The sequence below is a fragment of the Leclercia sp. CFBP8987 genome (assembly GCF_034044995.2).
In the GTDB taxonomy this organism is placed as follows: domain Bacteria; phylum Pseudomonadota; class Gammaproteobacteria; order Enterobacterales; family Enterobacteriaceae; genus Enterobacter; species Enterobacter tamurae.
Window position 1 is genome coordinate 3,719,219 of record NZ_CM188255.1, and the last position, 24,829, is coordinate 3,744,047.

Genomic DNA, 24,829 nt, shown 5'->3' on the forward strand with positions numbered 1-24,829 from the left:
TAAGGAGCACCCTATGCCGCGCCAGTATAAGTCAACAGAACTGAAAAAAGCCCTCAAGGGGACCAGGCCTGCCTTTATTACCCTGCTGTTTTTTGGCAGCGTGATAAATATGCTTATGCTGGCGCCGGCAATTTATATGCTACAGGTGTACGACCGGGTTCTGGCCAGCCAGAACACCACCACCCTGCTGATGCTAACGCTGCTGATCGTTGGGTTATATATCGTTATCGGGATGATTGAGTTCGCACGCTCCAGCGTGATGATCCGGCTGGGCAACCGCCTGGACGTGAAGTTAAATCAGCTGGTCTTTAATGCCGCCTTTAAGCGCAAAATTGCGACGGGGGATAATAACCCGGCGCAGGCGCTGAACGAGCTGGCGCAGATCCGCCAGATCCTCTCCGGCAACAGTCTGTTTGCGCTGCTCGATATTCCCTGGACGCCCTTCTATTTATTAGTGGCGTTCCTCGTCCATCCCCTGCTGGGTTATCTGTCGCTCGGCGGGATCATGATTTTACTCTGCCTGACGCTGCTCACGGAGCTCTCCACCAAAACGCCGATTCAGCAGGCGCAGATGCTGAGCGTCAGCAACTCGATCATTCTCAACAAGCAGCTGCAGAACTCCGACACCATCGAAGCCATGGGGATGCTTACCACCCTGAAAAAGCACTGGCTGGAAGGCCATACCAAAGTGATGGTGCTCCAGACCCACATTGCCGATAAATCGGCGGTCTACAGCAGTCTGAGCCGGTTTGTCCGCGTCCTGCTGCAGTCCGTGTCGCTGGGGGCCGGTGCCCTGCTGGTGATCGCCGGTGAAATCACCCCCGGGCTGATGATTGCCGCCTCGATTATCCTCGGCCGCGTGCTGAGCCCGGTGGAGCAGATCATCAGCAGCTGGAAGCAGTTCGTGCAGTTCCGCAGCGGCTGGAAACAGCTCACCCACCTGCTGGAGGAGTACCCGGCCTCTAAAGCGATCCTCACCCTGCCGACCCCGAAAGGCGTCATCAGCGTCGAAGGGGTGTTTGCCGCTCCTCCGGGGCAGAAAGCTGCCACCCTGCGCAACATTTCGTTCCAGCTCGAACAGGGCGAAGTGCTGGGGATCATCGGCCCTTCCGCCTCTGGAAAAAGCTCGCTGGCGAAGCTGCTGGTGGGCGTATGGCAGCCGTTGGCCGGAAAAGTGCGGCTGGATGGGGCTGACATCTGCCAGTGGGATAAAACCCTGCTCGGCCCGTCGATGGGCTATCTGCCCCAGGACGTGGAGCTGTTTGACGGCAGCATCGCCCAGAACATCGCCCGCTTTGGCGAGGCCAACAGCGAGCTGATTGTGGCCGCAGCGCAGCTGGCCGGGGTTCACGAGATGATTTTACGCCTGCCGCAGGGCTACGACACCCGGCTTGGCGCCAGTGGCCATCAGCTCTCCGGCGGCCAGCGCCAGCGCATCGGCCTGGCCCGGGCGGTTTACAACAACCCGGCCTTTATCGTCCTCGATGAACCCAACGCCAACCTCGACGACGCCGGGGAGATGGCGTTGCTCAAGGCCATCAACGCCCTGCGCGCCCAGGGGCAAACGGTGGTGCTGATCTCCCATCGTCCGACCCTGCTGGGGGTAGTGAATAAAGTGCTGCTGATTAACGAAGGTGCGGTTCAGGCCTTCGGCCCGCGCGAGCAGGTGTTTGCCAACCTGCGCCAGGCCAACATGCTGAAATCGGTTCCCGTCGCACCCGCCGCCGTTAGCGAGCCGCCTGTTGAAACCCATCAAACCCCACGTGAGGCATTATCATGAACAACAACAATAAAGGTCCCGAGATGCCAGACGCCGACCTTGTCGATACCAATATCTGGCCGCCGTTGATTCGTGGCCTGGCGGTGATCCTGATCGCGGTCGGCGGGTTTTTACTCTGGGCGGTGAAAGCGCCGCTGGATGCCGGCGTGGTGGCCGACGGGACGGTGACGGTCTCCAGCAACCGCAAAACCATCCAGCACTTAAGCGGTGGCCGGGTGACCGACATCTTTATGAAGGAAGGGGAAGCGGTGAAGAAGAACCAGGTGTTAATGCGCCTGGATACCCTGCAGCTGGATATGCGCTACAGCGCGTTAAGCGCCCAGTATATCTCCGCCAAAACCAGCGAAGACCGGCTGCTGGCGGAACGCAACGGCGCGGCGAGCATCACCTTCAGCGAAACCCTGCTCAAAAACTTCGCCAACAATAAACGCCTGGCGGAGAGCCAGCAGCTGCAGGCCAAACTGTTCGAGACCCGCCGCAAAAATATTCAGGATGAGCTGTCGATGATCGGCGAGTCTCTTGACGGACTGGTGGGGCAGATCGAGAACCTGAATAAGATTAAAGGCTACCGGGAGCATCAGTTCACGCTGATCAACCGGGAGCTGGGGGCTATCCGGGCGCTGAGCGAGAAGAACTACTACCCCAAAGCCCAGCTGATGGTGCTGGAGCGCGAGGCGGCGGAGATCTCCAGTACCGTCTCGGAGGATATTCTCAATATCGCCAAACTGAAGTCGCAGCAAAACGAACTGCGGATCAAAGCCTACCAGGTGCAGCACCAGTACCAGCGGGAGGTGGAGTCTGAATTAACGGATAAGCAAAAAGAGGTGGCGATGCTGGAGGACGAACTGCAGTCGACCCGCCACGAGCTGGATAACACCGTGATCCGCTCGCCTATCGACGGCATCGTGCTGGATGTCAAAGTCAGCACCGTGGGTGGGGTGATCCAGCCCGGCGAACACCTGATGGATATTGTCGCCGCCGGACAGCCGCTGCAAATCGACGCCAAAATCCCGGTGCAGGCGATCGATAAAATGGCCCCGGGGCTGACCGTCGACGTGATGTTCCCGGCCCTCAACCACGCCCTGCTGCCGACGGTGCCGGCCCGGGTGCTGACCGTCTCGGCCGACCGCCTGACCGACAAAGTGACCCAGCAGCCCTACTACCTGGCCGAAGTGCAGGTCTCCCCGGAGGGGGTGCGCCTGCTGCGCGATCACAAGATAAAAGCCGGGATGCCCGCCAGTGTGACGATTAAAACCGGGGAGCGCACCTTCCTGAGCTACCTGTTTAAACCGCTGATGGCCCGCCTGGAGCTGGCGTTTAAGGAGATTTGATGGGGTCATATGCGGTGTTGTCACTTCGGTGCGGCCTTTCTGCCCGGCGGCGCTTCGCTTGCCGGGCCTACTGTTCGTAGGCCGGGTAAGGCGTAGCCGCCACCCGGCGTTGCACTGCGGCACAAATCACATCACCTCAACCACCACAAACTCCTCGGCCACCAGCTCCATATCATCCGCATACACACCTTCCCGGGTGAAAAAGGCCTTATGCTCCTCGCGCCAGTAGTCCAGGCTCAAGTCCCCTTCCCCCTCTTTGCGGGCAAAGGCCTCTGTCACCTCTGAGAAACGCACCAGACGCAGAGACACGATTCTGATGACGCATACCGGCGCGCCCTGCCCATTAAGAATAATATGGTAACTCCCGGGCCCCGGGGTGGCGTCATCGGCATTAAAGGAGGCCAGCGAGCAGCAGGAGGCGGTCTTTACTCCTTTGACGACCAGGGCTGCCAGTGCGTTTGCCATCTCAGGACTATCCCCGAAGGCCCATGCCTGAGCGCCCGGATATTTCTTGTTTAAGCCATCGATCAAATCCATCGTATACCCTTGTCAGCTCACATTTTAATGCCTCACTGTAGCACGCCTCCTTGCCGATGCGTTTTCGCCTTTCTACGCTTATCTCACTCTATGAAAGGAAGATCATATGCTGCGCCTTGTTCTCCTGCTGCTGATCACGCTCATTTGCCCGTCGTTACAGGCGGCGGCGATCGCCCATACCATCGACACGGAGCGGACCACCATCAAGCTGTCGTGGCGCGCCTTTGGCGGCATTCCGTCGTGGGCACATCTGAAGGGGGTGACGGGTCAGGTCACGCTGAACCCGGACAATGAATTTGACGACCGCATCAATGTCACCATCCCGGTCGCCACGCTGCAGGCCTCCAACAACCTGCTTACCTGGCAGCTGAAAAGCGACATGTTTTTTGATGCCGCCCGCTACCCGACCATCACCTTTTCCAGCACCCGGGTGGTGGCGCTCGGCCCGGATCGCTACCGCGCTTTTGGCACCCTTACCGTCCGGGATCTCAGCCGTCCGGTGATCCTCGATGCCCGGCTCGATCGCCAGTCGGGAGAGACGATCGCGCTCCATGCCACCACCGCCATCTCCCGGTCAGCCTATAAAATGGATCGCTTTGCGCTGGTGGTGGACGATCGGATCGCCATTGCCATCGATATCCAGACGAAACCCTCCTCCGCCGGATAATACGCCCTGCAAAAAATAGTACTTATGTCGTAGCGCTATTTACGGATCATCAATTTACACAGCTAAAAAATCATACCTTTGTATTATTCTCATTAAAAAAATTCAGGCTAATAAACCCCACAACAAAAAATACAATCCCGAAAATAATAAATATCCGGATTTCATAACATCCAGTTAATAAACATCACCCGGCAGCACATTTATCGCGATAAATTGTGACAGACCTCAATTTCCATAACCTTTACCCAGCCATAACAAACAGGCCCAGCAGGTCGCCATCCCGCATAGCATAAGGCCCTGACTCAAACCCCCTCCTGCCAGGCACTTTTAATCAGACTACAAGCGCGTTATTTCTCGCTTATAATTCATTTCACCGCTTCGTCATTTGCGCTTATAGTGCTTTCTGGCTATATCATTTTTAAGCATTAATGAGACGATCGTAATATTAATAACAGGGATGGCAAACATCACGCCTGGCATGAGCCGCTTTAAAAACATTTCAGCAGGTCACTATTTCTGACAAATAGTGCCTCTTTCGGGGCGCTTAAAATCTGCTGATAACAAATGAATTTAAACACACAGCATTTCTTTCACTCTGTTGGGAGTAATACACATGAGTAAATTCACTGTCATCTCCAGACTGACGCATAAGGAAACGGTAGCCGAAGGAAACCAGATCATATTGGGTGAAGATTCCGTCGTGAAGCTTCAGGCCGGCCGGGGTGATATCGCCAGCTATTCCCGCAGCAGCGACGATCTGCTGGTCAGGATGACCAACGGCGAAACCGTGACGCTGAAACACTACTTCGTCAACGACCACCAGCTGGTGCTGGATGAAAACGGCGCCCTGTGGTGGATCGACGAACCGCTCGCGGTGGAACGTTATCAGTCGATCCCCTCCACCGATGCCCTGATTGCGGGCAACGTCAGTCATTCATCCGGGGATACCCCAATCTGGCCGTGGGTGCTGGGTGGCGTGGCGGCGGCAGGCGGCATTGCCCTGGCGGCGGGCGGTGGCGGCGGCGGTGGCGGCGGGGGTAGCGACCGTATCGATCCCGGCCCGGTACCGCTCGATACCACGCCACCAGCCGCCCCAACCAATCTGCGCTTCTCTTCAGACAGTACTCAGCTGCTCGGCAATGCCGAGGCCAACAGCACCGTCACCATCACCGATGCCGACGGCAACGTGGTGGGCAAGGCGAAAACCAACGGCAATGGCGACTTTACCGTTGAGCTGGGCATCCCCTATACCAACGGCGAGACCCTGACGGCTGTCGCTAACGACAGCTCCGGCAACGTCAGCCCGTCGAACAGCATTACCGCCGCGGATACCACCGCGCCGGAAACGCCGATGATTATTCTCGCGGACGATGCTGTCGGCAGCCTGACCGGCGCGCTCAACAGCGACCAGACCACCGACGATCCCCGCCCGGTCTTCAGCGGCAGCGGCGAGGCCGGGACCACCGTCACCCTTTACGACAACGGTAAGGCCATCGGCACCACGGTGGTGAACAGCGACGGCAGCTGGACCTTCACCCCCAGCGCAAATCTCGCTGACGGCTTACACCAGTTCACCGCCACCTCCACCGATGCCGCGGGCAACGTCAGCCCGGACTCGGAAGAGTTTAACCTCACCATTGACACCCTCGCCCCAAATGCACCGGTGCTGGAAGTGACGGACGACGTGGGCACTATTCAGGATCTGCTCACTAACGGTGGCTTTACCGATGATAACCAGCCTGAGCTTGGCGGCTTGGGCGATCCGGGCAGCACCATCGCCATCTATGACAACGGCCTGCTGGTGACGGAAGTGGTCGTCGACGACAACGGCACCTGGAGCTACACCCCGCCAGTGGCCCTGACGGATGGGCTGCACAGCATCACCCTGACGGAGACCGATCTGGCGGGTAACCTGAGCGCCGTCTCCGCGCCGTTTGAATTTACCATCGACCGTACGCCACCGCCTGCCCCGACCGGCCTGGTGCTCAATACCGAAGGGACAATCCTCACCGGCACGGCGGAAGCCAACTCGACCGTCACGGTCAGCAACGATCTGGGCGTTATCTTAGGCACGGCAATAGCGGATGCCAACGGGGCGTTTTCAGTGACCCTGAGCGCCGCTCAGCTCAACGGCGAGACGCTAAGCACAGCAGCCACCGACAGGGCGGGTAACGAAGGGCCAGCTACGGACCTGACTGCCCGGGACACCACCCCACCGGCAGCACCGACCGCCCTCGTGGTGGCCGCAACGGGCGACAGCGTCAGCGGTGAAGCCGAAGCCGGAGCGCGTATCTCGGTGCGTGACGCCGGGGGAACAGAGCTCGGCTCCGGTGAAGTCGGCCTCGACGGCAAGTTCACCGTCAACATCGCCCCTGACCAGCTCAACGGTGAAGTGCTGACGGTGCTCGCGTTCGATACCGCTCAGAATGAGAGCCCTCCGGGTCAGGTCACCGCCGCTGACTCCACCCCACCACCACCGCCTGCGGAGCTGGATGTCTCTACGGATGGCCTGACGCTCACCGGCACCGCGGAAGCGGGCAGTACGGTAGTGATTATGGAAGGCACCACCAGGCTCGGTGAAGTGGAGGTTGGCGAATCTGGCAGCTTCTCCTTCGCTCTGAGCCCCGCCAGGCTGAACGATGAGATCCTGAGTCTTACTGCCACCGATCTGGCGAAAAACACCAGTGCTGCCAGTACGGTAGAAGCCGATGACACCACCCCTCCGGCCACGCCAATCATTACTAACGTGGTGGATGATGTCTCCACCACCACCGGAACCATCATTAGCGGGACGACAACCGATGACCGCACTCCGCTGATCTCCGGGACGGGCGAGCTGGGCACCAAAATATTTGTCTACAGCGAGAATATTCAGATCGGCTTTACTGAGGTCAATTCTGCGGGCAACTGGTCGTTCCAGGTTCCGGCCAGTCTGACCGACGGGGCTCACTCCCTTACCGCCGATGCCGTTGACCGCCGCGGCAATCACAGCGTGATGTCCGACATCTGGGCGATTAACGTCGACCCGGCAGCGCCAAATCCGCCAACCGCAACGGTTGCAACCGCGGCATTCACCCAGAGCGAGGAGCCGGTGGTCAGCACCCTGAGCGCCAGCACCACCGGCGAAACGCTGATCTATAACGTGCTCAATGAGACCGGTGGCGACCACGTCAGCAACTTCTCGCTGGCGGCGGGGGACAAAATCGACATCAGCGAACTGCTGGTCGGCTGGAACGGCGATCGCGCCACGCTGGGGGAGTTTATCCAGGTCAGCAACAGTGATGGCAACACCGTTATCAGCATTGACCGGGACGGAGCCGACACCCGCTATGCACCCGCAACCCTGGTGACGCTGGAGGAGGTTCAGACCACATACGAGGAGCTGGTAAACCAGAACCACATCATTACCGGTTAGAAGGTAAACGCCGGGTGGCGGAGGTAAACGCAAAACGGCAACCCAGGTTGCCGTTTTTTATGTTTGCTCCCTCTCCCTGTGGGAGAGGGTTGGGGTGAGGGCATTCAGGCCGCACTATGCAACATCTTACCCGTCCTGGAAACCACAAAAACGAAAATAACCGAACAAAAGCGAAAATATTTATATTGCCCGGAATTAATAACCCTAAGCTTAATGCAATTACTATTGTGATCACACTCTCATACTATTTTTTCTACCAAATACCGCTGTTGCCTTAACTTAAACGATGGACTAAATAGCAGAGCCTTTTATTAATGCAACTTGTATATATCAATATAAAAAAACAGCTAAAGATATATCATATTCACTATCTTATTAACCCTGACTTAATTATTTACACAGCCTCACTTAAATATAATTTCGCCTGTTTTACACATCCAGATTATTCCTAAGTAATTAAATTAACATTAAAATAAGCGTCCCTCCCCCGCGCTACGCCAGCCACGCCAACCCGCAGCCCGCCTGGACTCCATGACTCAATACCCGCACAAATAACGCCTTCAATATCGCTAACGCTTTATTAATCGGTGCTTAATTTGCGCTTTTAGTACTTTCTGGCTATATCAAATTAAGTCAATCCGAAATTGTTACCAATATTAAAGACAAGGATTTTACTGCTGAGAAATATACCCCCATTCGTTTTACCCCCCCTGAATACCAAGGGCAAAATACCGCTGCCACCATCGCTTTATCGGCAGCCATTAATAACTTTTAAATAATTACCCTGGGTCATTGTTGCAAATAAACAGTTTCCCTACGGGTGGCGCTCAATCTGCTCAATAGAAATGGCTTAAACCGCTCGCCATTTCATTGCACTCTGCCGGGAGTAATATACATGAGTAAAATCACTGTCATCTCCAAACTGACGCACGTGGAATCGGTAACAGACGGGACTCAGGTCACGCTGAATGACTCCTCCATCGTTAAGATCAACGCCGAACGGGCCGACATTCTCGGCTACGAACGCAGCGGCAATGACCTGATTGTTAAGCTGGCCGACGGCGAAACCCTGACCCTCAAAAATTTCTTTGTCGCCGGCGATCAGGGTATCAGCCAGCTGGTGCTGGAAGAGGAGAATGGCGCGCTGTGGTGGATTGCCGATCCAATGGCCGCTGAGAGCTACCAGTCGATTGCCTCCATTGATGCCCTGCTGGCAGGCACTACCACCGCGTCGGCAGGTGAAGCGGCGATCTGGCCGTGGGCCCTGGGTGGCGTGGCGGTGGCAGGGGGCATTGCCCTTGCCGCCGGTGGTGGCGGCGGTGGCGGCGGTGGTGGAAGTGACAGTGATAATGGTAATGGCGGTGGCAGCGACGGCGGCAATGGCAGTAACCCCACTCCGCCGGTCACCAACCCGAACGACACCACGCCTCCCGGCGCGGCCGGCAACCTCAGATTCTCACCAGACGGCACTCAGCTTAGCGGGAGCGCCGAAGCCAACAGCATCATCACCGTCACCGACGCCAACGGGAATGTGGTCGGCAGAGGTCAGACCGACAGCAACGGTGAATTCACCGTCGATCTGGGCACCCCGTACACCAACGGCGAAACCCTGACCGTCACCCCTACCGACGGGGCAGGCAACACAGGACCGGGCACCCCGGTGACCGCCGCGGATACCACCCCGCCGCAGGCCCCAACCATCAACTCCGTTGTCGATGATGCTGGCAGCGCGACCGGATCGCTCACCAGCGGCCAGATCACCGACGACGCCCGCCCGACCTTTAGCGGCAGCGGCGAACCCGGCAGTACCATCACGGTTTACGACAACGGTAACGCCATCGGCACCGCACAGGTCAACAGCGACGGCAGCTGGAGCTTCACCCCGGACACCGCGCTGGGCGAAGGCGCACACCAGATCACCACCCGGGCCACCGATGGCGCGGGTAATACCGGCCCGGCCTCACCGGCCTTCAGCCTTACGGTTGACACCGTCGCCCCAAATGCCCCGTCCGGCGTGACGATCACTGACACCACCGGAACGGTGCAGGGCGTACTGGTCGCGGGACAGTCCACCGACGCCAACCGCCCTGCCCTGAACGGCACCGGCGACGTGGGCAGCATCATCACCCTCTATGACAACGGCCAGGTCGTGGGCCAGGCTACCGTTGGCGCGGACGGCAAATGGAGCTTTACGCCAGACACGCCGCTTGCCGATGGCGCGCACAGCATTACCCTGACGGAGACCGATTTGGCGGGCAACACCAGCGCCCCCTCCGCCCCGTTTGCCTTTACCATTGACCGCACCCCGCCGGACCAACCGACCATCGGCCTGATCCCTGGGGGCACTGAGGTCACCGGCACCGCCGAACCAGGCAGCACCATCATTATCACCGACGGGAATGGGAAGGAGATTGGCAAGGGCCAGACCGATGCTAACGGCGACTACAGTGTTCCCCTCACCGAGGCACAAACCGAAGGGGATACCATCAACGTGGTGGCCTCCGATGCTGCCGGAAACCAGAGCCCGCCAGTGAGCACCGTGGTTGGCGATGTCACCCCGCCTGACGCCCCGACCAACCTTGCGATCAACCCTGAAGGCAGCATCGTCACCGGTAACGCCGAAGCGGGCAGCACCGTCACCATTCGTGATGGCGACGACATCATCGGCAGAGGGACCGCCGGTCCGGACGGCAGCTTCGAGATTATCCTCACCACCCCACGCCTGAACGGGGAAGACCTGGCGGTCACCGCCACCGATCCGGCGGGTAACACCGGGCCGGAAGGGGCCATTACCGCCCCGGACATCACCCCACCGCAGGCCCCGGTCATCACCAGCGTGGTGGATGACGTGGAGGGCATTACAGGCGTGGTCCTTAATGGGCAGATCACCAATGACACCCGTCCGGTAGTCACCGGTACCGGCGAACCGGGAGCCACCATTAATATCTACAACGGCGCGCTCCTGGTGGGTTCTGCCGAAGTGGATGCCGACGGCAACTGGTCCAGCGAGCTGGAGCTGAACGACGACGGCGGCTATGTGCTGACGGCGCAAGCCGTTGACGGGGAAGGCAACCGCAGCGAATCCTCCAACAGCTGGACCCTCATCATCGATGCCACCCCACCGGCCACCCCGGCCATTTCCCAGGTGATCAACGATCTGCCTGAGAACGCGGTGGCCATCAGCAACAACGGCACCACCAACGACAACCGTCCGACCCTGTACGGCACCGGCGAAGCGGGTTCGACCATCAGCATTCGGGTGGATGGCGTGGAGGTTGGCACGGCGCAGGTGGGCGACGGCGGGGAGTGGAGCTTCACCCCAGCCACGGCGCTGCTGGATGGTCTGCATGAGATCACCACGGTGGCGACAGATGCCGCCGGTAACAGCAGCCCTGCCTCCGGGACCTTTACCCTGACCATCGATACCGTCGCCCCTGAGATCCCGGCGATCACCCGGGTGGTGGATAACACCGGCAGCGTGCAGGGCGATGTCAGCAACAACGTCCCGACCGACGAAACCCGTCCGGTGATCGAGGGGACTGGTCCGGCGAATTCGCAGATCAGCATCTACGAAGGCACCACCCTGCTCGGCACCACCACCAGCAATGCGGATGGCACCTGGAGCCTGCGGCTCGCCACGCCGCTGGTTAATGGCACCCACGTTCTGACCGCCTCGGTCAGCGATGCGGTGGGCAACATCTCCACCTCCGGCAACTTTAACCTGGTGGTGGATACCCTCGCCCCGGGCACCCCGGAAGTACCGGCGATCACCGTCAACCCTGACGGAAGCGGTGAAGCGCCCCTCACCTCCGGCGGCAGCACCCGCGACACCACCCCGACCCTGAGCGGCACCGGGACGGAAGGCGATATCGTCTCCATCTATGATGGCACCACTAAAATCGGGGAAACCACCATCCCACCGGGTGGCAACTGGACCTGGACCCCGCCAGCAGCACTGCCGAACGGCACCTACGATCTCAGCCTGACCGTGACCAACAAAGACGGCGCGGGCAACGAGAGCGCCCCGTCGCAGCCGGTGTCCATCACCATTGATACCGACGCGCCGGATCAACCTGATGCGCCGGTCGTCACCGATAACGTGAGCGAAATTACCGGGCCGGTGGGCAACAACGGCGCGACCAACGACACCCGTCCGGTGCTGAGCGGTACCGGCACACCGGATGACGTGATCGGCATTTACGACCAGACCACGGCTGGTAACGTGCTGGTGGGTGAAGTGGTGGTCGACATCAACGGCAACTGGACCTGGCGCGCCGAGGAGCCGCTGGCCGAGGGGTCACACAGCTTTACCGTTGTCGCCACCGACGCGGCGGGCAATGCCTCGGTGGTATCAGATGCCATCACCGTGACCGTCGACACCCTCGTGCCTGCGATCCCAACCATCGCCAGCGTGAATGACAATCCTGCCGCGGGCGGCAGCACCAACGACAACACCCCGACCGTCACCGGGACCGGCGAAAACGGTACCACGGTGATCCTCTACAGCAACGGGGTTGAAGTGGGCCGCGGGCTGGTCACCAACGGCAGCTGGTCTATCACCACGCCAGCGCTGAATGACGGCCCGACCACCCTCACCGTGGCGGCGGTGGATGCCGCCGGGAACGTCAGCGGCACCGGCAGCGACTTTGCCTTCACCATCGACACCGTGCCGCCGGGCAACCCGCAGCTGCTGGAGATCTCTGACAGCACCCTGGCCAACGGCACGCTGTACGTGAAGAGCGACATCCCGACCCTGAGCGGCACCGGCGAACCGCTGAGCACCCTCACCGTCCTGATCGACGGTAATCCGGTGGGCGAGGTGCAGGTCAACGAGCAGGGAGAGTGGACCTTCCCGCTGCCGGTCGGCAGCGAACTGTCGGATGACACCCATACCTTCACCGTGGTGGCGACCGATGCGGCAGGCAACACCAGCCAAAGCAGCCCGGTCACCCTGGTGGTGGATACTGACGCACCGGATAGTCCAGTGGTCACCGGGATCGTCTCCGGCGGCACCCCGCTGAACGGCACCGCTGAACCGGGCTCCACCATTACGGTCACCGGCCCGGGCAACGTGGTGCTGGGTACCGGCGTGACCAACGCCGAGGGGCAGTTCTCCATCGCCCTGACCCCACCGCAAAGCGACGCGGTGCTTCTCAGCCTGACCGCCAGCGACCCGGCGGGCAACGCCAGCGACCCGGCAACCTATGAAGTTCCGGCGTCAACACCTCTGCCAGCCGTGCCGACCATTGACGCCATCCTTGATGACAACGGTACAGACGGCAACGTTAACGTCAAAGGCGGCAGCTCCAACGACACCACCCCGACCCTCACCGGCACGGCGATTGCTGGTAGCCTGGTGACAATTTACCTGGACGGCAGCACCACCGCGCTGGGCACCGTTACCGCCGACGCCACGACCGGCGCCTGGTCGTACCCGGTCACCCTGACCGAAGGCAACCACAGCTTCAGCGTGACCGCCACCGTCGACGGCCAGACCAGCGGCCTGTCGCCAGCGGCAACGGTCAATATCGATCTCACCGCCCCGGACGCCCCGGCGTTTGGTTCCGTGGTGGACGACCTCGGTCCGCTGACCGGAACGGTGGTCAGCGGCAGACCAACTAACGATGACCTGCCGACCTTCACCGGTACGGCAACCCCGGGGGATGTGATCCGCCTCTACGCGGACGATACCCTGATCGGCACCGCCACGGTGGGCAACACCGGGGCCTGGAGCATCACCCTGACCGAACCGCTGGATGATGGCACCTACGCCCTGACCCTCAGCGCCACCGATCCGGCCGGGAACGAAAGCCCACGCTCGGAGCCGTTCTCGCTGGTGGTGGATACCACCGCGGGCGAAGCGATCATCACCGGGGCCAACGATGACGTCGGGCCGGTCACCGGCAACGTCGCCAACAACGGCAGCACCAACGACAACACCCCTACCCTGACGGGCACCGCGGAAGCTGGCAGCAGCGTCGCCATCTACGACGGCATCAACCTGATTGGCACCGTGATTGCCAGCGATACCGGCGCCTGGAGCTTCACCCCGACTACCGTGCTGGCGGAAGGTCAGCACGTCTTTACCGTGGTCGCCACCGACAGTGCGGGCAACGTCAGCCCATTCTCGGAGGCATACACCCTGGTGGTGGACATGACCCCACCGGCTACCCCGGTGATTGTCAGCATCAACGATGACGTGCCGGGCAATACCGGTCTGCTGACCAACGGGCAGATCACCAACGATGTGCGTCCGGAACTGACCGGCACCGGCGTGGCAGGCAGCACTGTCCACATCCTGGATAACGGAATCGAGATCGGCACCGCGCTGGTCAGCGCCAGCGGCAGCTGGAGCTTTACCCCAACCAGCGATCTGGCCGCCGGACCACACGACCTGCGCGTCAACGCCACCGATGCCGCGGGCAACGTCTCCGGTACCTCGCCAGTCTTCAATATCAATATCGATATCGCCGCCCCACTGGCACCGGTCCTCAACACCGTGGTAGATGATGTCGGCACCGTGACCGGCACGCTGGACAGTGGCGATGTCACCAACGACGCGCGCCCAACCTTCACCGGCAGCGGCGAAGTGGGGGCCACCATCCGCATCATTGTTGACGAGCTGGAGATCGGCACCGCGGTGGTTAACGCCTCGGGCAGCTGGACCTTCACCCCGGAAACGGCGCTGGCAGAAGGCACCCGCAGCATCCGCTTTACCGCCACCGACGCCGCCGGCAACACCAGTCCTGCCAGCGATCCCTTTACCCTGACGGTGGATACCCTGGCCCCAACGGCGCCGACGCTTACCGCCATCAGCGATAACGTGGGCACCATTCAGACGCCAATCACCACCTCCGGCCAGACCACCGACGACACGACCCCGACCCTGACCGGCCAGGCTGAAGCCAATTCCAGCGTGGCGATTTACGACAACGGTGCCCTCGTCGCCACCGTGCAGGCCAACGAAACCGGCGACTGGAGCTGGACCCCAGCCACGGCCCTGACCAGCGGCAGCCATACCTTCACCACCAATGCCCGTGATGAAGCGGGCAACCTCAGCGAGACCTCCCCGGGCTTCACGCTGATTGTCGATACCCTGCCTCCTGCCCCGCCGACGATTACCCTGGCGATTGACAACATCGACCCGGTGACCGGCTCGCTCACCAGCGGCCGCACCACCAACGACGACCAGCCGGTGCTCACCGGCACCAGCGAACCGAACGCCCGGATACAGATTTTTGCCGATGATGTGCTGGTGGGCGAAGGTATCGCGAATGCCGACGGCAACTGGTCGATCGAGGTTAACACCCCGCTCAGCGATGCTCAGCACAGCTTCACCGCGGTGGCGACCGATGCAGCAGGCAATGCCAGCGATCCGTCCGCCGTCTTCACCCTGACGGTGGATACGCAGGTTCCGGTCGCGCCGGTGCTGGTTTCGGTGGTCGATGATGTCGGCACCGAGGTGACCCTCACTAACGGCCAGCTGACCAACGACGCCAGACCAACCCTCAGCGGCACGGCGGAAGCGGGCACTACGGTGAACGTTTACGACGGCACGACCCTGCTGGGCAGCGCCCTCGTCGGGGAAAACAACGCCTGGAGCTTCACCCCGCTCAGCCCGCTGGCTGACGGGGAACACACCCTGACGGTGACCACCACCGATGCGGCAGGCAACGTCAGCCCGCCGACCACCGGGTTTATCGTTAACGTCGATGCTACCGCCCCGGTCGCACCGGCCATTACCTCGGTGGTGGATAACACCGGTTCGGTGCAGGGCCCGGTTCTCAACGGCAGCCCGACCAACGACACCCGTCCGACCCTCAACGGCACCGCCGAAGCCAATGCCATCGTGCGCATTTACGACGGCGAGACTCTGGTGGGCGAGACCACCGCTAACGCCGATGGCCAGTGGACGCTGGATCAGACCCTCGTCGCCCTTGAGGACGGCGAGCATAACTTCACCGCCGTCGCCATTGATGAGGCAGGCAACCTCAGCGCGGCCTCGCCGGTGGCCTCGATTATCATCGACACCCTTGCCCCGGGGGCACCGGACAGCTTCACCGTCCTTAATAACGGCACTACCCTTACCGGCCGTGGTGAAGCGGGCAGCACCATCACCGTACGCGATGGAAACGCAGTGATCGGTACCGGCGTGGTTGACGACAGCGGCAGCTTCTCCGTCACTCTCACCACGCCGAAACTGAACGGTGAACTGCTGACGGTCACCGCCACTGACATCGCCGGAAACACCGGCGCGGAAGGCCAGATCGCCGCCCCGGATACCACCCCACCGGCCATCCCGGTGATTACTGACGTGGTGGACAACGTGACCGCTGTCACCGGCACCGTCACCGACGGGCAGACCACCAACGACTCAACGCCGCTGGTGCGCGGTACCGGCCCGGCCAACGCCATCATCCAGCTCTACAGCGGTACGGTGCTGATTGGCACCACCCAGGCCAGCGCGGAGGGTACCTGGGAGATCCAGGTCAACGCTGCCCTGCCTGACGGCGGCCACGTCCTGACGGCGCAATCCGTCGACGCCGTGGGGAACAACAGCGCCGCCTCCAACAGCTGGAGCATCGTGGTGGATGCCACCGCCCCGGACGCACCAGCGATCACCTCCGTGGTGAACGATCTCTCCGGCAGCCCGGTGGCCATTGCTGACAACGGTGCCACCAACGACACCCTTCCGACCCTGAACGGCACCGGGGAAGCCGGGACCACCATCAGCATTCGGGTGGATGGCGTTGAGGTCGGTACCACCCTGGTGGGTGCAGGAGGGGTATGGACCTTCACCCCTGAGGATGCCCTCGCCGAGGGGCCGCACGCGATCACCGTGGTGGCGACGGATGCCGCCGGTAACATCGGCGAGCCTTCCCCGGCCTTTAACCTCACCATCGATACCGTCCCGCCAGTCGCCCCGGTCATCACCGTAGCGGTGGACACCAGCGGAAGCGTCACCGGCGACGTGGTCAGCGACCAGCCGACCGACGAAACCCTGCCGCTGATCCGCGGGACCGGCCCGGCAAACGCGCAGATTAGCCTCTATGACGGCACCACCCTGCTCGGCACCGCCACCACCAACGCAACGGGGGCATGGAGCATTCAGCTGACCGTGCCGCTGGGTAACGGCATCCACGCCCTGACCGCCACGGTCAGCGATGCGGCGGGCAACACCGCCACCTCCGGCACCTTTAACCTGGTGGTGGATAACGTGCCGCCTGCCACGCCGGACATCCCGGACATCACCGTCAACCCTGACGGCAGTGGCGAGACGGCTATTTCCGGCGGCGGCAGCACCCGCGATACCACCCCAACCCTGAGCGGCACCGGGAATGAGGGCGATATCGTCACCATCTACAACGGCACCACCCCGATCGGGGAAGCCACCGTGCAGCCAGACGGGACCTGGACCTGGACCCCGCCAGCGGGCCTGCCGAATGGCACCTACGATCTGAGCCTGACCGTGACCAACAGCGACGGCGCGGGTAACGAAAGTGCGCCGTCGAATCCGGTGACTATCACCATCGATACCGACGCGCCGGACGCGCCGGGGCTGCCAGTCGTCACGGATAACGTCAGCGACATCACCGGACCGGTGAGCAACAACGGCGCCACCAACGATACCCGTCCGGTGTTGAGCGGCACCGGCACGCCGGACGACACCATCACCATCTATGACCAGACCACGACAGGTAACGTGCCGGTGGGCGAAGTGGTGGTCGACATTAACGGCAACTGGACATGGCGTCCGGACCAGCCGCTGGCCGAGGGATCACACAGCTTCACCCTCACCGCCACCGACGAGGCGGGCAACGTCTCGCCGATCTCAGGCAGCATGACGGTGACCGTCGACAGCAGCGTGCCTGATACTCCGGTGATCGCCAGCGTGGCGGATAACGCCGGGCCGGTCACCGGCAACGTTACGGCGGGCGGCAGCAGCAACGATAACACCCCAACCGTCACCGGCAGCGGGGAGGACGGCACCACCGTCATTCTCTACAGCAACGGCATCGAAGTGGGTCGCGGCCTGGTCACCAACGGTAGCTGGACCATCACCACCCCAGCGCTGAACGATGGCTCTACCACCCTGACCGTGGCGGCGCTGGATGCCGCCGGGAACGTCAGCGAGGCGGGCAGTGACTTTGTCTACACCATTGACACCGTGCCACCGGCGATCCCACAACTGCTGGAGATCACCGACAGCACCCTCGCCAACGGTGCGCTTTACGCCAACAGCAGCACGCCGACCCTGACCGGTACCGGCGAGCCGCTGAGCACCATCACCGTGCTGGTCGACGGTAATCCGGTGGGCGAGGTGCAGGTCAACGCTGATGGGCAGTGGGCGCTGCCAATCCCGGCCGGTACGCCGCTGTCCGATGCCTCGCACACCTTCACCGTGGTGGCGAGCGATGCGGCGGGCAACACCAGCCAAAGCACGCCGGTTAGCCTGATCGTCGACACCCAGGCGCCGGGTGCGCCTGTGGTGACCGGCATCGTCTCCGGCGGTACGCCGCTGACCGGCACCGCCGAAGCGGGTTCCATCATTACGGTAACTGGCCCGGGCAACGTGGTGCTGGGCACCGGCGTGACCAACGCCCAGGGCCAGTTCTCGGTGGCCCTGACCCCGCCGCAAAGCGATGCGGTCACCCTGAGCCTGACCGCCAGCGACGTGGCGGGCAACACCAGCCTGCCGGGATCCTATGACGTTCCGGCTACGCCAGCCCTGCCGGACGTGCCGGTTATCGACGCCATTGTGGATGACAACGGCACCGGCGGCGGCGTTAACGTTAAAGGCGGCAGCTCCAACGACGCTACCCCAACCCTGACCGGGACAGCGATCCCGGGCAGCCTGGTCACAGTCTATCTGGACGACAGCACCACGCCGTTGGGCACCGTGACCGCCGACGCCACCACCGGAGCCTGGTCGTTCCCGGTCGCCGCCCTCGGGGAAGGTAGCCACAGCTTCAGTGTGACCGCCACCGTTGACGGCCAGACCAGCGGCCAGTCGCCAGGGGCGACGGTGAATATCGACCTCACCCCACCTGCGGCGCCGACCCTCGGCACCCTCGTGGATAACGTCGGCACCGTGACCGGGTCAGTGGTCAGCGGCACGCCGACCGACGACAACCAGCCAACCCTGAACGGCACCGCGACGCCGGGCGACGTGATCACCATCTACTCCGGTGACGCTGTCCTTGGCACCGTACCCGTGAGCGCCACTGGGGCATGGAGCTTTACCCTGCCAGCAGCGCTGGACGATGGCACCTATACCCTGCTCATCACCGCGACCGATCCGGCGGGTAACCAGAGCCAGCCTTCTGCACCGTTCTCACTGGTAGTGGATACCGTAACGGCGGCACCAGTCATCACCGGGGCTAACGACGACGTGGGGCCGGTCACCGGCAACGTGGCGAGCGGCGGCTTCACCAACGACAACACCCCGACCCTGTCCGGCAGCGCGGAAGCGGGCAGCAGCGTCGCCATCTATGAAGGCGGCAGACTGCTCGGCACCGTGCTGGCTAACGCCAGCGGGATCTGGAGCTTCACCCCAACGCTGGTGCTGGCCGAAGGCCTGCACAGCTTTACCGCCATCGCCACCGACACCGCAGGCAACGTCAGCCCGGCGTCCGGGGCTTACACCCTGACCGTCGACATGACCCCACCGGCCACCCCGGTGCTGGTCAGCGTTAACGACGACGTGGCGGGCAATACCGGCCTGCTGGTCAGCGGCCAGCTCACCAACGATGCCCGTCCGGAACTGACCGGCACCGGCGTGGCGGGCACCACCATCCGCATCCTGGATAACGGGGTCGAGATCGGCACCACGGTGGTGAACGCCGACGGTGACTGGACCTTTACCCCGACCAGCGATCTGGCCCAGGGGCCGCATGAGTTGCGCGTCAGCGCCACCGATGCGGCAGGTAACGTCTCCGGCACCTCGCCAGCCTTCTCGCTGAGCGTTGATACCGTCGCCCCCGTGGCGCCGGTTCTCGGCAGCGTAGTGGATGATGTCGGGACCATTACCGGGCCGATCACCAACGGCGGCCTCACCAACGACGCCCGTCCAACCTTTAACGGCACCGGCGAAGCGGGCTCCACGGTGCGCATTCTGGTCGACGGGCAGGAGATCGGCTCCGCGGTGGTTAACGCCTCGGGCAGCTGGACCTTTACGCCTGACACCCTCCTTGAGGACGGGCTGCACAGCGTGACCCTGACCGCCACCGACCTTGCCGGAAATACCGGTCCGGTCAGCGGAGCCTTTACCCTGACGGTGGATACTCTGGCACCAGCGGCACCGACCATCGTCGCGGCCGCCGATAACGTGGGCACCATCCAGACGCCGCTCACCGTCTCCGGCCAGGTTACCGACGACACCACGCCGACCCTGTCGGGCAGAGCCGCGGCGAACGCCACGGTCACCGTCTATGACAATGGCGTCGCCCTCGGCACCGTGCAGGCCACCGCCGCAGGCGACTGGACCTTCACGCCGGGGACCGAACTGGGCAACGGGAGCCACACCTTCACCGCCAGCGCCGTCGATGCGGCAGGCAACCTCAGTGAACTCTCGGCGGGCTTCACGGTGATTGTCGATGCGATCAAACCGATCGCGCCGGTCATCACTCTTGCCCAGGACGACGCTGGCACCATCACCGGCGCCCTGACCAGCGGCCAGCGCACCGACGACACCCTGCCGGTGCTCACCGGCACCAGCGAACCGAACGCCCGGGTACAGCTGTTTGAAGGTCAGACCCTGCTGGGCACCGCCATCGCCGATGGCAGTGGCAACTGGACCATCGCCCTGACCACGCCGCTCACCAACGCTCAGCACAACTTCACGGCGGTGGCGACGGATGCGGCAGGCAACGTCAGCGATGCCTCCGCTACCTTCAGCCTGACGGTGGATACCCTGCCGCCAGCGGTGCCGGTGCTGGTCTCGGTGGTGGATGATGTCGGCACGGTGGTGTCGCTCACCAGCGGCCAGCTGACCAACGACGCCAGACCGACCCTCAGCGGCACGGCAGAAGCGGGCTCAACGGTGAGTATCTATGACGGCGACCTGCTGCTGGGCACCGTGGTGGCCGACGCCAACAGCGCCTGGAGCTTTACCCCAGCCACGCCGCTGCCCGACGGCCAGCGCGTCCTGACGGTCACCGCCACCGATGCGGTGGGCAACGTCAGTCTGCCGACCGCGGGCTTTAACCTTAACCTCGATGCCACCGCCCCGGGCGCGCCAGTCATTACCTCGGTAGTGGATGACGTCGGCACGATCCAGGGTCCGGTACTCAACGGCAATCCAACTAACGACACCCGCCTGACGCTCAACGGCACCGCCGAAGCCAACGCCGTGGTGCGGATCTACGACGGCACCACCCTGGTGGGCCAGGTGACGGCCAACGCCCAGGGTCAGTGGACCCTGCCGCAGACCACCACCACCCTCACCGACGGAGTGCATAACTTCACCGCCACCGCGACCGATGCGGCAGGCAACCTCAGCGCGGCGTCACCGGTCACCTCCATCACCGTTGACACCGTTGCGCCAGGCGCACCGGGCGGCTTCACCGTGCTTAACAGCGGGGGCCAGGTCACCGGCACCGCCGAGGCGGGCAGCACCGTGACCATTCTCGGTACCGACAACGTGACGGTACTGGGGACCGGCGTGGCTGATGCCAGCGGCAGGTTCAGCGTCACGCTCTCCACGCCGCAGGTTAACGCCGAGCTGCTGCACGTCTTTGCCACCGACCGGGCCGGTAACGCCGGGCTGACGGTAGATCTGCGGATGCCGTACTCGCTGGTGCCGAACCCACCGGTCATCACCAGCGTCAACGACAACGTGGGCAGCATCATCGGCAACCTGCTGAGCGGCCAGAGCACGGACGACACCACCCCGACGCTGACCGGCACCGCGCAACCGCTCTCCACTATCACCCTGTATGACAACAACGTGCTGTTAGCCACGGTGACCACCAACAGCGCGGGGGTCTGGACTTATACCCCAACCGTGCCGCTGGGTAACGGCTCCCACGCCTTTACCGCCACCGCGGGCAATGCGGTCGGCACCAGCCCGTCCACGCCACTGAGCACGGTTATCGTGGATACCGTCGCCCCGGGCACGCCGCAGGGAACCTTCAACGCCGACGGCAGCGTCCTGAGCGGTACTGCCGAAGCGGGCAGCACCATCACCCTGCTGCTGAGCGATAACAGCGTGGTGACCACCACCGCCAACGCCCAGGGAGCCTGGAGCTACACCTTTCTCGACAAGCAGTCCGAAGGGGAGCGGATCACCCTCTCGGCTACCGATGCGGCGGGTAACACCTCCGTCACCGGGACGGTAATTGCGCCGAACCTGCCGCTGTCGGCCAGTGACAACGTGGTGGGGCTGGACCTGACGACCACCGCCACCGTCAGTACCGCCCAGTACAGCGACTACGGCGTGCAGCTGGTGGGCGGCGTCGGCAACGTGCTGTCCCTGCTGGGGGATAACTCCGCCCAGGTGACCTTCACCGTACCCACCGGCGGCAGCGCGAACATGGAGATCAACGCCAGCGCCACCGGCATCGTGCTCTCCCTGCTCAACACCCTGGAGGTGATTGTTCAACGCTGGAACGGCACCACCTGGACCACGGAAGTGGATACCGGTCTGCCGCAGTTCGCTAACCTGCTGACGCTGGGTGCCAGCGGCGTGACCCTCAACCTGGACGGCCTGCCGGGCGGGCAGTATCGCGTCCTGAGCTATAACACCAACCTGCTGGCGACCGGGTCCTATACCAGCCTGGATGTGGACGTCACGCAAACCACCGCGGGCACCCTGACCGGCACGCTGGTGCAAAACGGCAACGTCATCACCGACACCGATCCGGTGAGCGGCAGCGACAGCGCCCCGAACGGCACGGTGGTCACCAGCGTCACCAACGCCAACGGCGTCACCGTCAACGTGGCGGCGGGCGCGGCGGGCACCACCATCAACGGGCTGTACGGCACCCTGACCCTGCACGCTGACGGGAGCTACACCTACACCCTGACCAACACCAGCACCTCGGTGCTGGGCCGGACCGACACCTTCACCTATAACATCACCGGGAAAGGGGCGACGGACGATGCCCGCCTGGTGATCACCCTGGGTGAAAACACGGTGCGCAACAGCGTGACGGCGGTGGACGATACCGCCTCGCTGACCTTCAACACCCAGGTACAGTCCATCGACTATGGTCCATCGAGCCAGAGCGGCTTTACCGTGGTAGGTGTCAATCTGGGTACTGTACTGAACCTCAACCTGCTGGACGATCGCAGCGAGACCATGAAGTACAGCGTCCAGGAAGGCACCACCCGCACCATGACCATTCAGGGTTCTGTCGGCGGGGTAGCCCTGGCGTCGGTGTTTGACCTCTATATCTACAAGTTCAACCCGGCGACCCAGAGCTATGAGCGGATGCGCACCGAGGCGGGCTGGCTGCGCGCGCCGCTGCTGGGGGGCACCTCGGCACCGCTGACGCTGACCCTGCCGGCCGGGGAGTATCTCTTCCTGATGAACACCGCGGCGGGGATCACGGTGCTGACCGGCTACCAGATCAACATTCTGGAGGACCATGTCTACGCCGTCACCAGCACCACTGCCGCCACCACCGGCGACGTACTGCAGAGTGACATCGTGCCTGCCGGCACTGTCGTTACTCAGGTGAACGGTGTTGACGTGAACGCTACGGGCACCACCCGCATTGAGGGGCAGTACGGCACTCTGGATATCGACGCCCAGGGGAAATACACCTATACCCTGCGGAACGGGGTCGGGGCGGACCTGATCAGCACGCCGGATACCTTCGTCTATACCGTGACGGCACCGAATGGCGATAAGGACACCGCCTCGCTGAACATCACCCCAACGCCGGTGGCGCTGGATGCGGTCAACGACGTCAGCGATGCGCTGGTCTTCGACACCACCTCGCAGGTCGCAGCCTATCGCGATGATACGGTGGGTAACGCGACCTGGAACGCCGCCCTGCTGGCCTCTACCTCGGGCCGGGGTAGCGGAACATTTGTGGTGGCGGCCAACACCGCCCTGCATGACGTGGTGCTGCACTTCAACGTCGCCTCACTGTTGTCGCTGGGCGGCCTGAACGTGAACTGGACCATCACCGGGGCAGGAGTGACCCGAAGCGGTTCCTTCAATGGCGGTCTGCTGTTGGGCGGCGTGGCCACCATCAACCTGCCGGATCTGGATCTGAACGCCGGGACCTACACCCTTAACTTTACCGGGGCAATGGGTCCGCTGGGGTTAGGCCAGATCTCCATCACGCCGTACGTCACCGGTACCACGGTGTTCCTCAACAGTGAGCTCACCACCGCGGGCCACACCGTCACCGGCAATATCTTTGACGGCTCGGATTCGGGCGGCGTGCTGGATCAGCTCCATTCGGTGGACAGCCGTCTGAGCATCACCAGCTATACCGGCACCGTCACCACCCTGGACCCGTATACCACTGCCACGGCCACCGCCACGGTTCAGGGGCATTACGGGGTGCTGACCATCGGCGTGGACGGGGCGTATACCTACACCCTGAACAGCGGCGTCTCGCTGGCATCAATGACCACCAAGGAGACCTTCACCTACAAACTGACCGGCGATAATGGCACCACCGATACCGCGACCCTGACCATTAACATGGCACCACAGTTCGCCAGCTCCGAGCATAACGATACCTTCACCGGTAGCGCCTATGGCGACACGCTGATTTACGAGGTGCTCAACAGTACGGCGGGTAACGGCACGGCGGGCAACGGCGGCAACGACCACTGGACCAACTTCTCTCTGGCGCAGGGAGACAAGATCGATATCAGCGATCTGCTGGTGGGCTGGAACGGGGACAACGCCACGCTGGGCAACTATCTGAGCGTTACCAACAGCAATGGCAATACCGTGATCTCTGTCGACCGGGACGGTGCAGCAAATATTTACACCAATACTACACTGGTAACATTGGATAACGTTCAGACAACCTACGAGGAGCTGGTTAACCAACAACACATCATCACCGGATAGCGCTAATAACAAGACCCGGGCGCACGTCGCCCGGGCTTAACATTATAAAGTTGTTCAG

The 24,829-nt window shown here is 62.4% G+C and carries 5 protein-coding genes and 2 pseudogenes; 6 read left to right on the forward strand and 1 reads right to left on the reverse strand.

The features are described from left to right. Window positions 1-13: 13 nt before the first annotated feature. Window positions 14-1,780 (forward strand): type I secretion system permease/ATPase, encoded by a 1,767-nt coding sequence (locus SOM40_RS17940; protein WP_320530479.1) that lies wholly within the window; start codon window positions 14-16, stop codon window positions 1,778-1,780. Next, window positions 1,777-3,111, forward strand: a complete 1,335-nt coding sequence (locus SOM40_RS17945) for an HlyD family type I secretion periplasmic adaptor subunit (RefSeq protein ID WP_106994978.1) — start codon at window positions 1,777-1,779, stop codon at window positions 3,109-3,111. The genes SOM40_RS17940 and SOM40_RS17945 overlap by 4 nt, the downstream gene beginning before the upstream one ends. A gap of 126 nt (window positions 3,112-3,237) precedes the next feature. Here SOM40_RS17945 and SOM40_RS17950 read toward each other — a convergent pair whose 3' ends face one another. Then, a complete protein-coding gene (locus SOM40_RS17950; RefSeq protein ID WP_262672564.1) occupies window positions 3,238-3,648 on the reverse strand; it encodes an ASCH domain-containing protein in 411 nt (136 codons plus the stop codon). Window positions 3,649-3,754: 106 nt separating this feature from the next. Between SOM40_RS17950 and SOM40_RS17955 the strand changes: the two genes are divergently transcribed. The 4 genes and pseudogenes from SOM40_RS17955 (at window position 3,755) to SOM40_RS17970 (ending at window position 24,771) form a co-directional block, all read left to right on the forward strand. Then, window positions 3,755-4,315 (forward strand): YceI family protein, encoded by a 561-nt coding sequence (locus SOM40_RS17955; protein ID WP_320530480.1) that lies wholly within the window; start codon window positions 3,755-3,757, stop codon window positions 4,313-4,315. Window positions 4,316-4,928: 613 nt separating this feature from the next. Beyond that, window positions 4,929-7,280 (forward strand): annotated as a pseudogene (locus SOM40_RS17960) (Ig-like domain-containing protein); the annotation flags it as partial. Window positions 7,281-7,418: 138 nt separating this feature from the next. Next, window positions 7,419-7,730, forward strand: a pseudogene (locus tag SOM40_RS17965) (type I secretion C-terminal target domain-containing protein); the annotation flags it as partial. An 895-nt stretch (window positions 7,731-8,625) separates the two neighbouring features. Next, the gene (locus SOM40_RS17970; protein WP_320530482.1) at window positions 8,626-24,771 is read left to right on the forward strand and encodes a BapA/Bap/LapF family large adhesin; all 16,146 of its coding nucleotides are present in this window, start codon (window positions 8,626-8,628) and stop codon (window positions 24,769-24,771) included. Window positions 24,772-24,829: the final 58 nt, after the last annotated feature.

What these genes read in the sequence shown, in the direction of transcription:
- SOM40_RS17955 (WP_320530480.1), top strand. Translation starts at nt 3,755, where the DNA reads ATGCTGCGCCTTGTTCTCCTGCTGCTGATCACGCTCATTTGCCCGTCG.
- SOM40_RS17945 (WP_106994978.1), top strand. Translation starts at nt 1,777, where the DNA reads ATGAACAACAACAATAAAGGTCCCGAGATGCCAGACGCCGACCTTGTC.
- SOM40_RS17970 (WP_320530482.1), top strand. Translation starts at nt 8,626, where the DNA reads ATGAGTAAAATCACTGTCATCTCCAAACTGACGCACGTGGAATCGGTA.
- SOM40_RS17950 (WP_262672564.1), bottom strand. Translation starts at nt 3,648, where the DNA reads ATGGATTTGATCGATGGCTTAAACAAGAAATATCCGGGCGCTCAGGCA.
- SOM40_RS17940 (WP_320530479.1), top strand. Translation starts at nt 14, where the DNA reads ATGCCGCGCCAGTATAAGTCAACAGAACTGAAAAAAGCCCTCAAGGGG.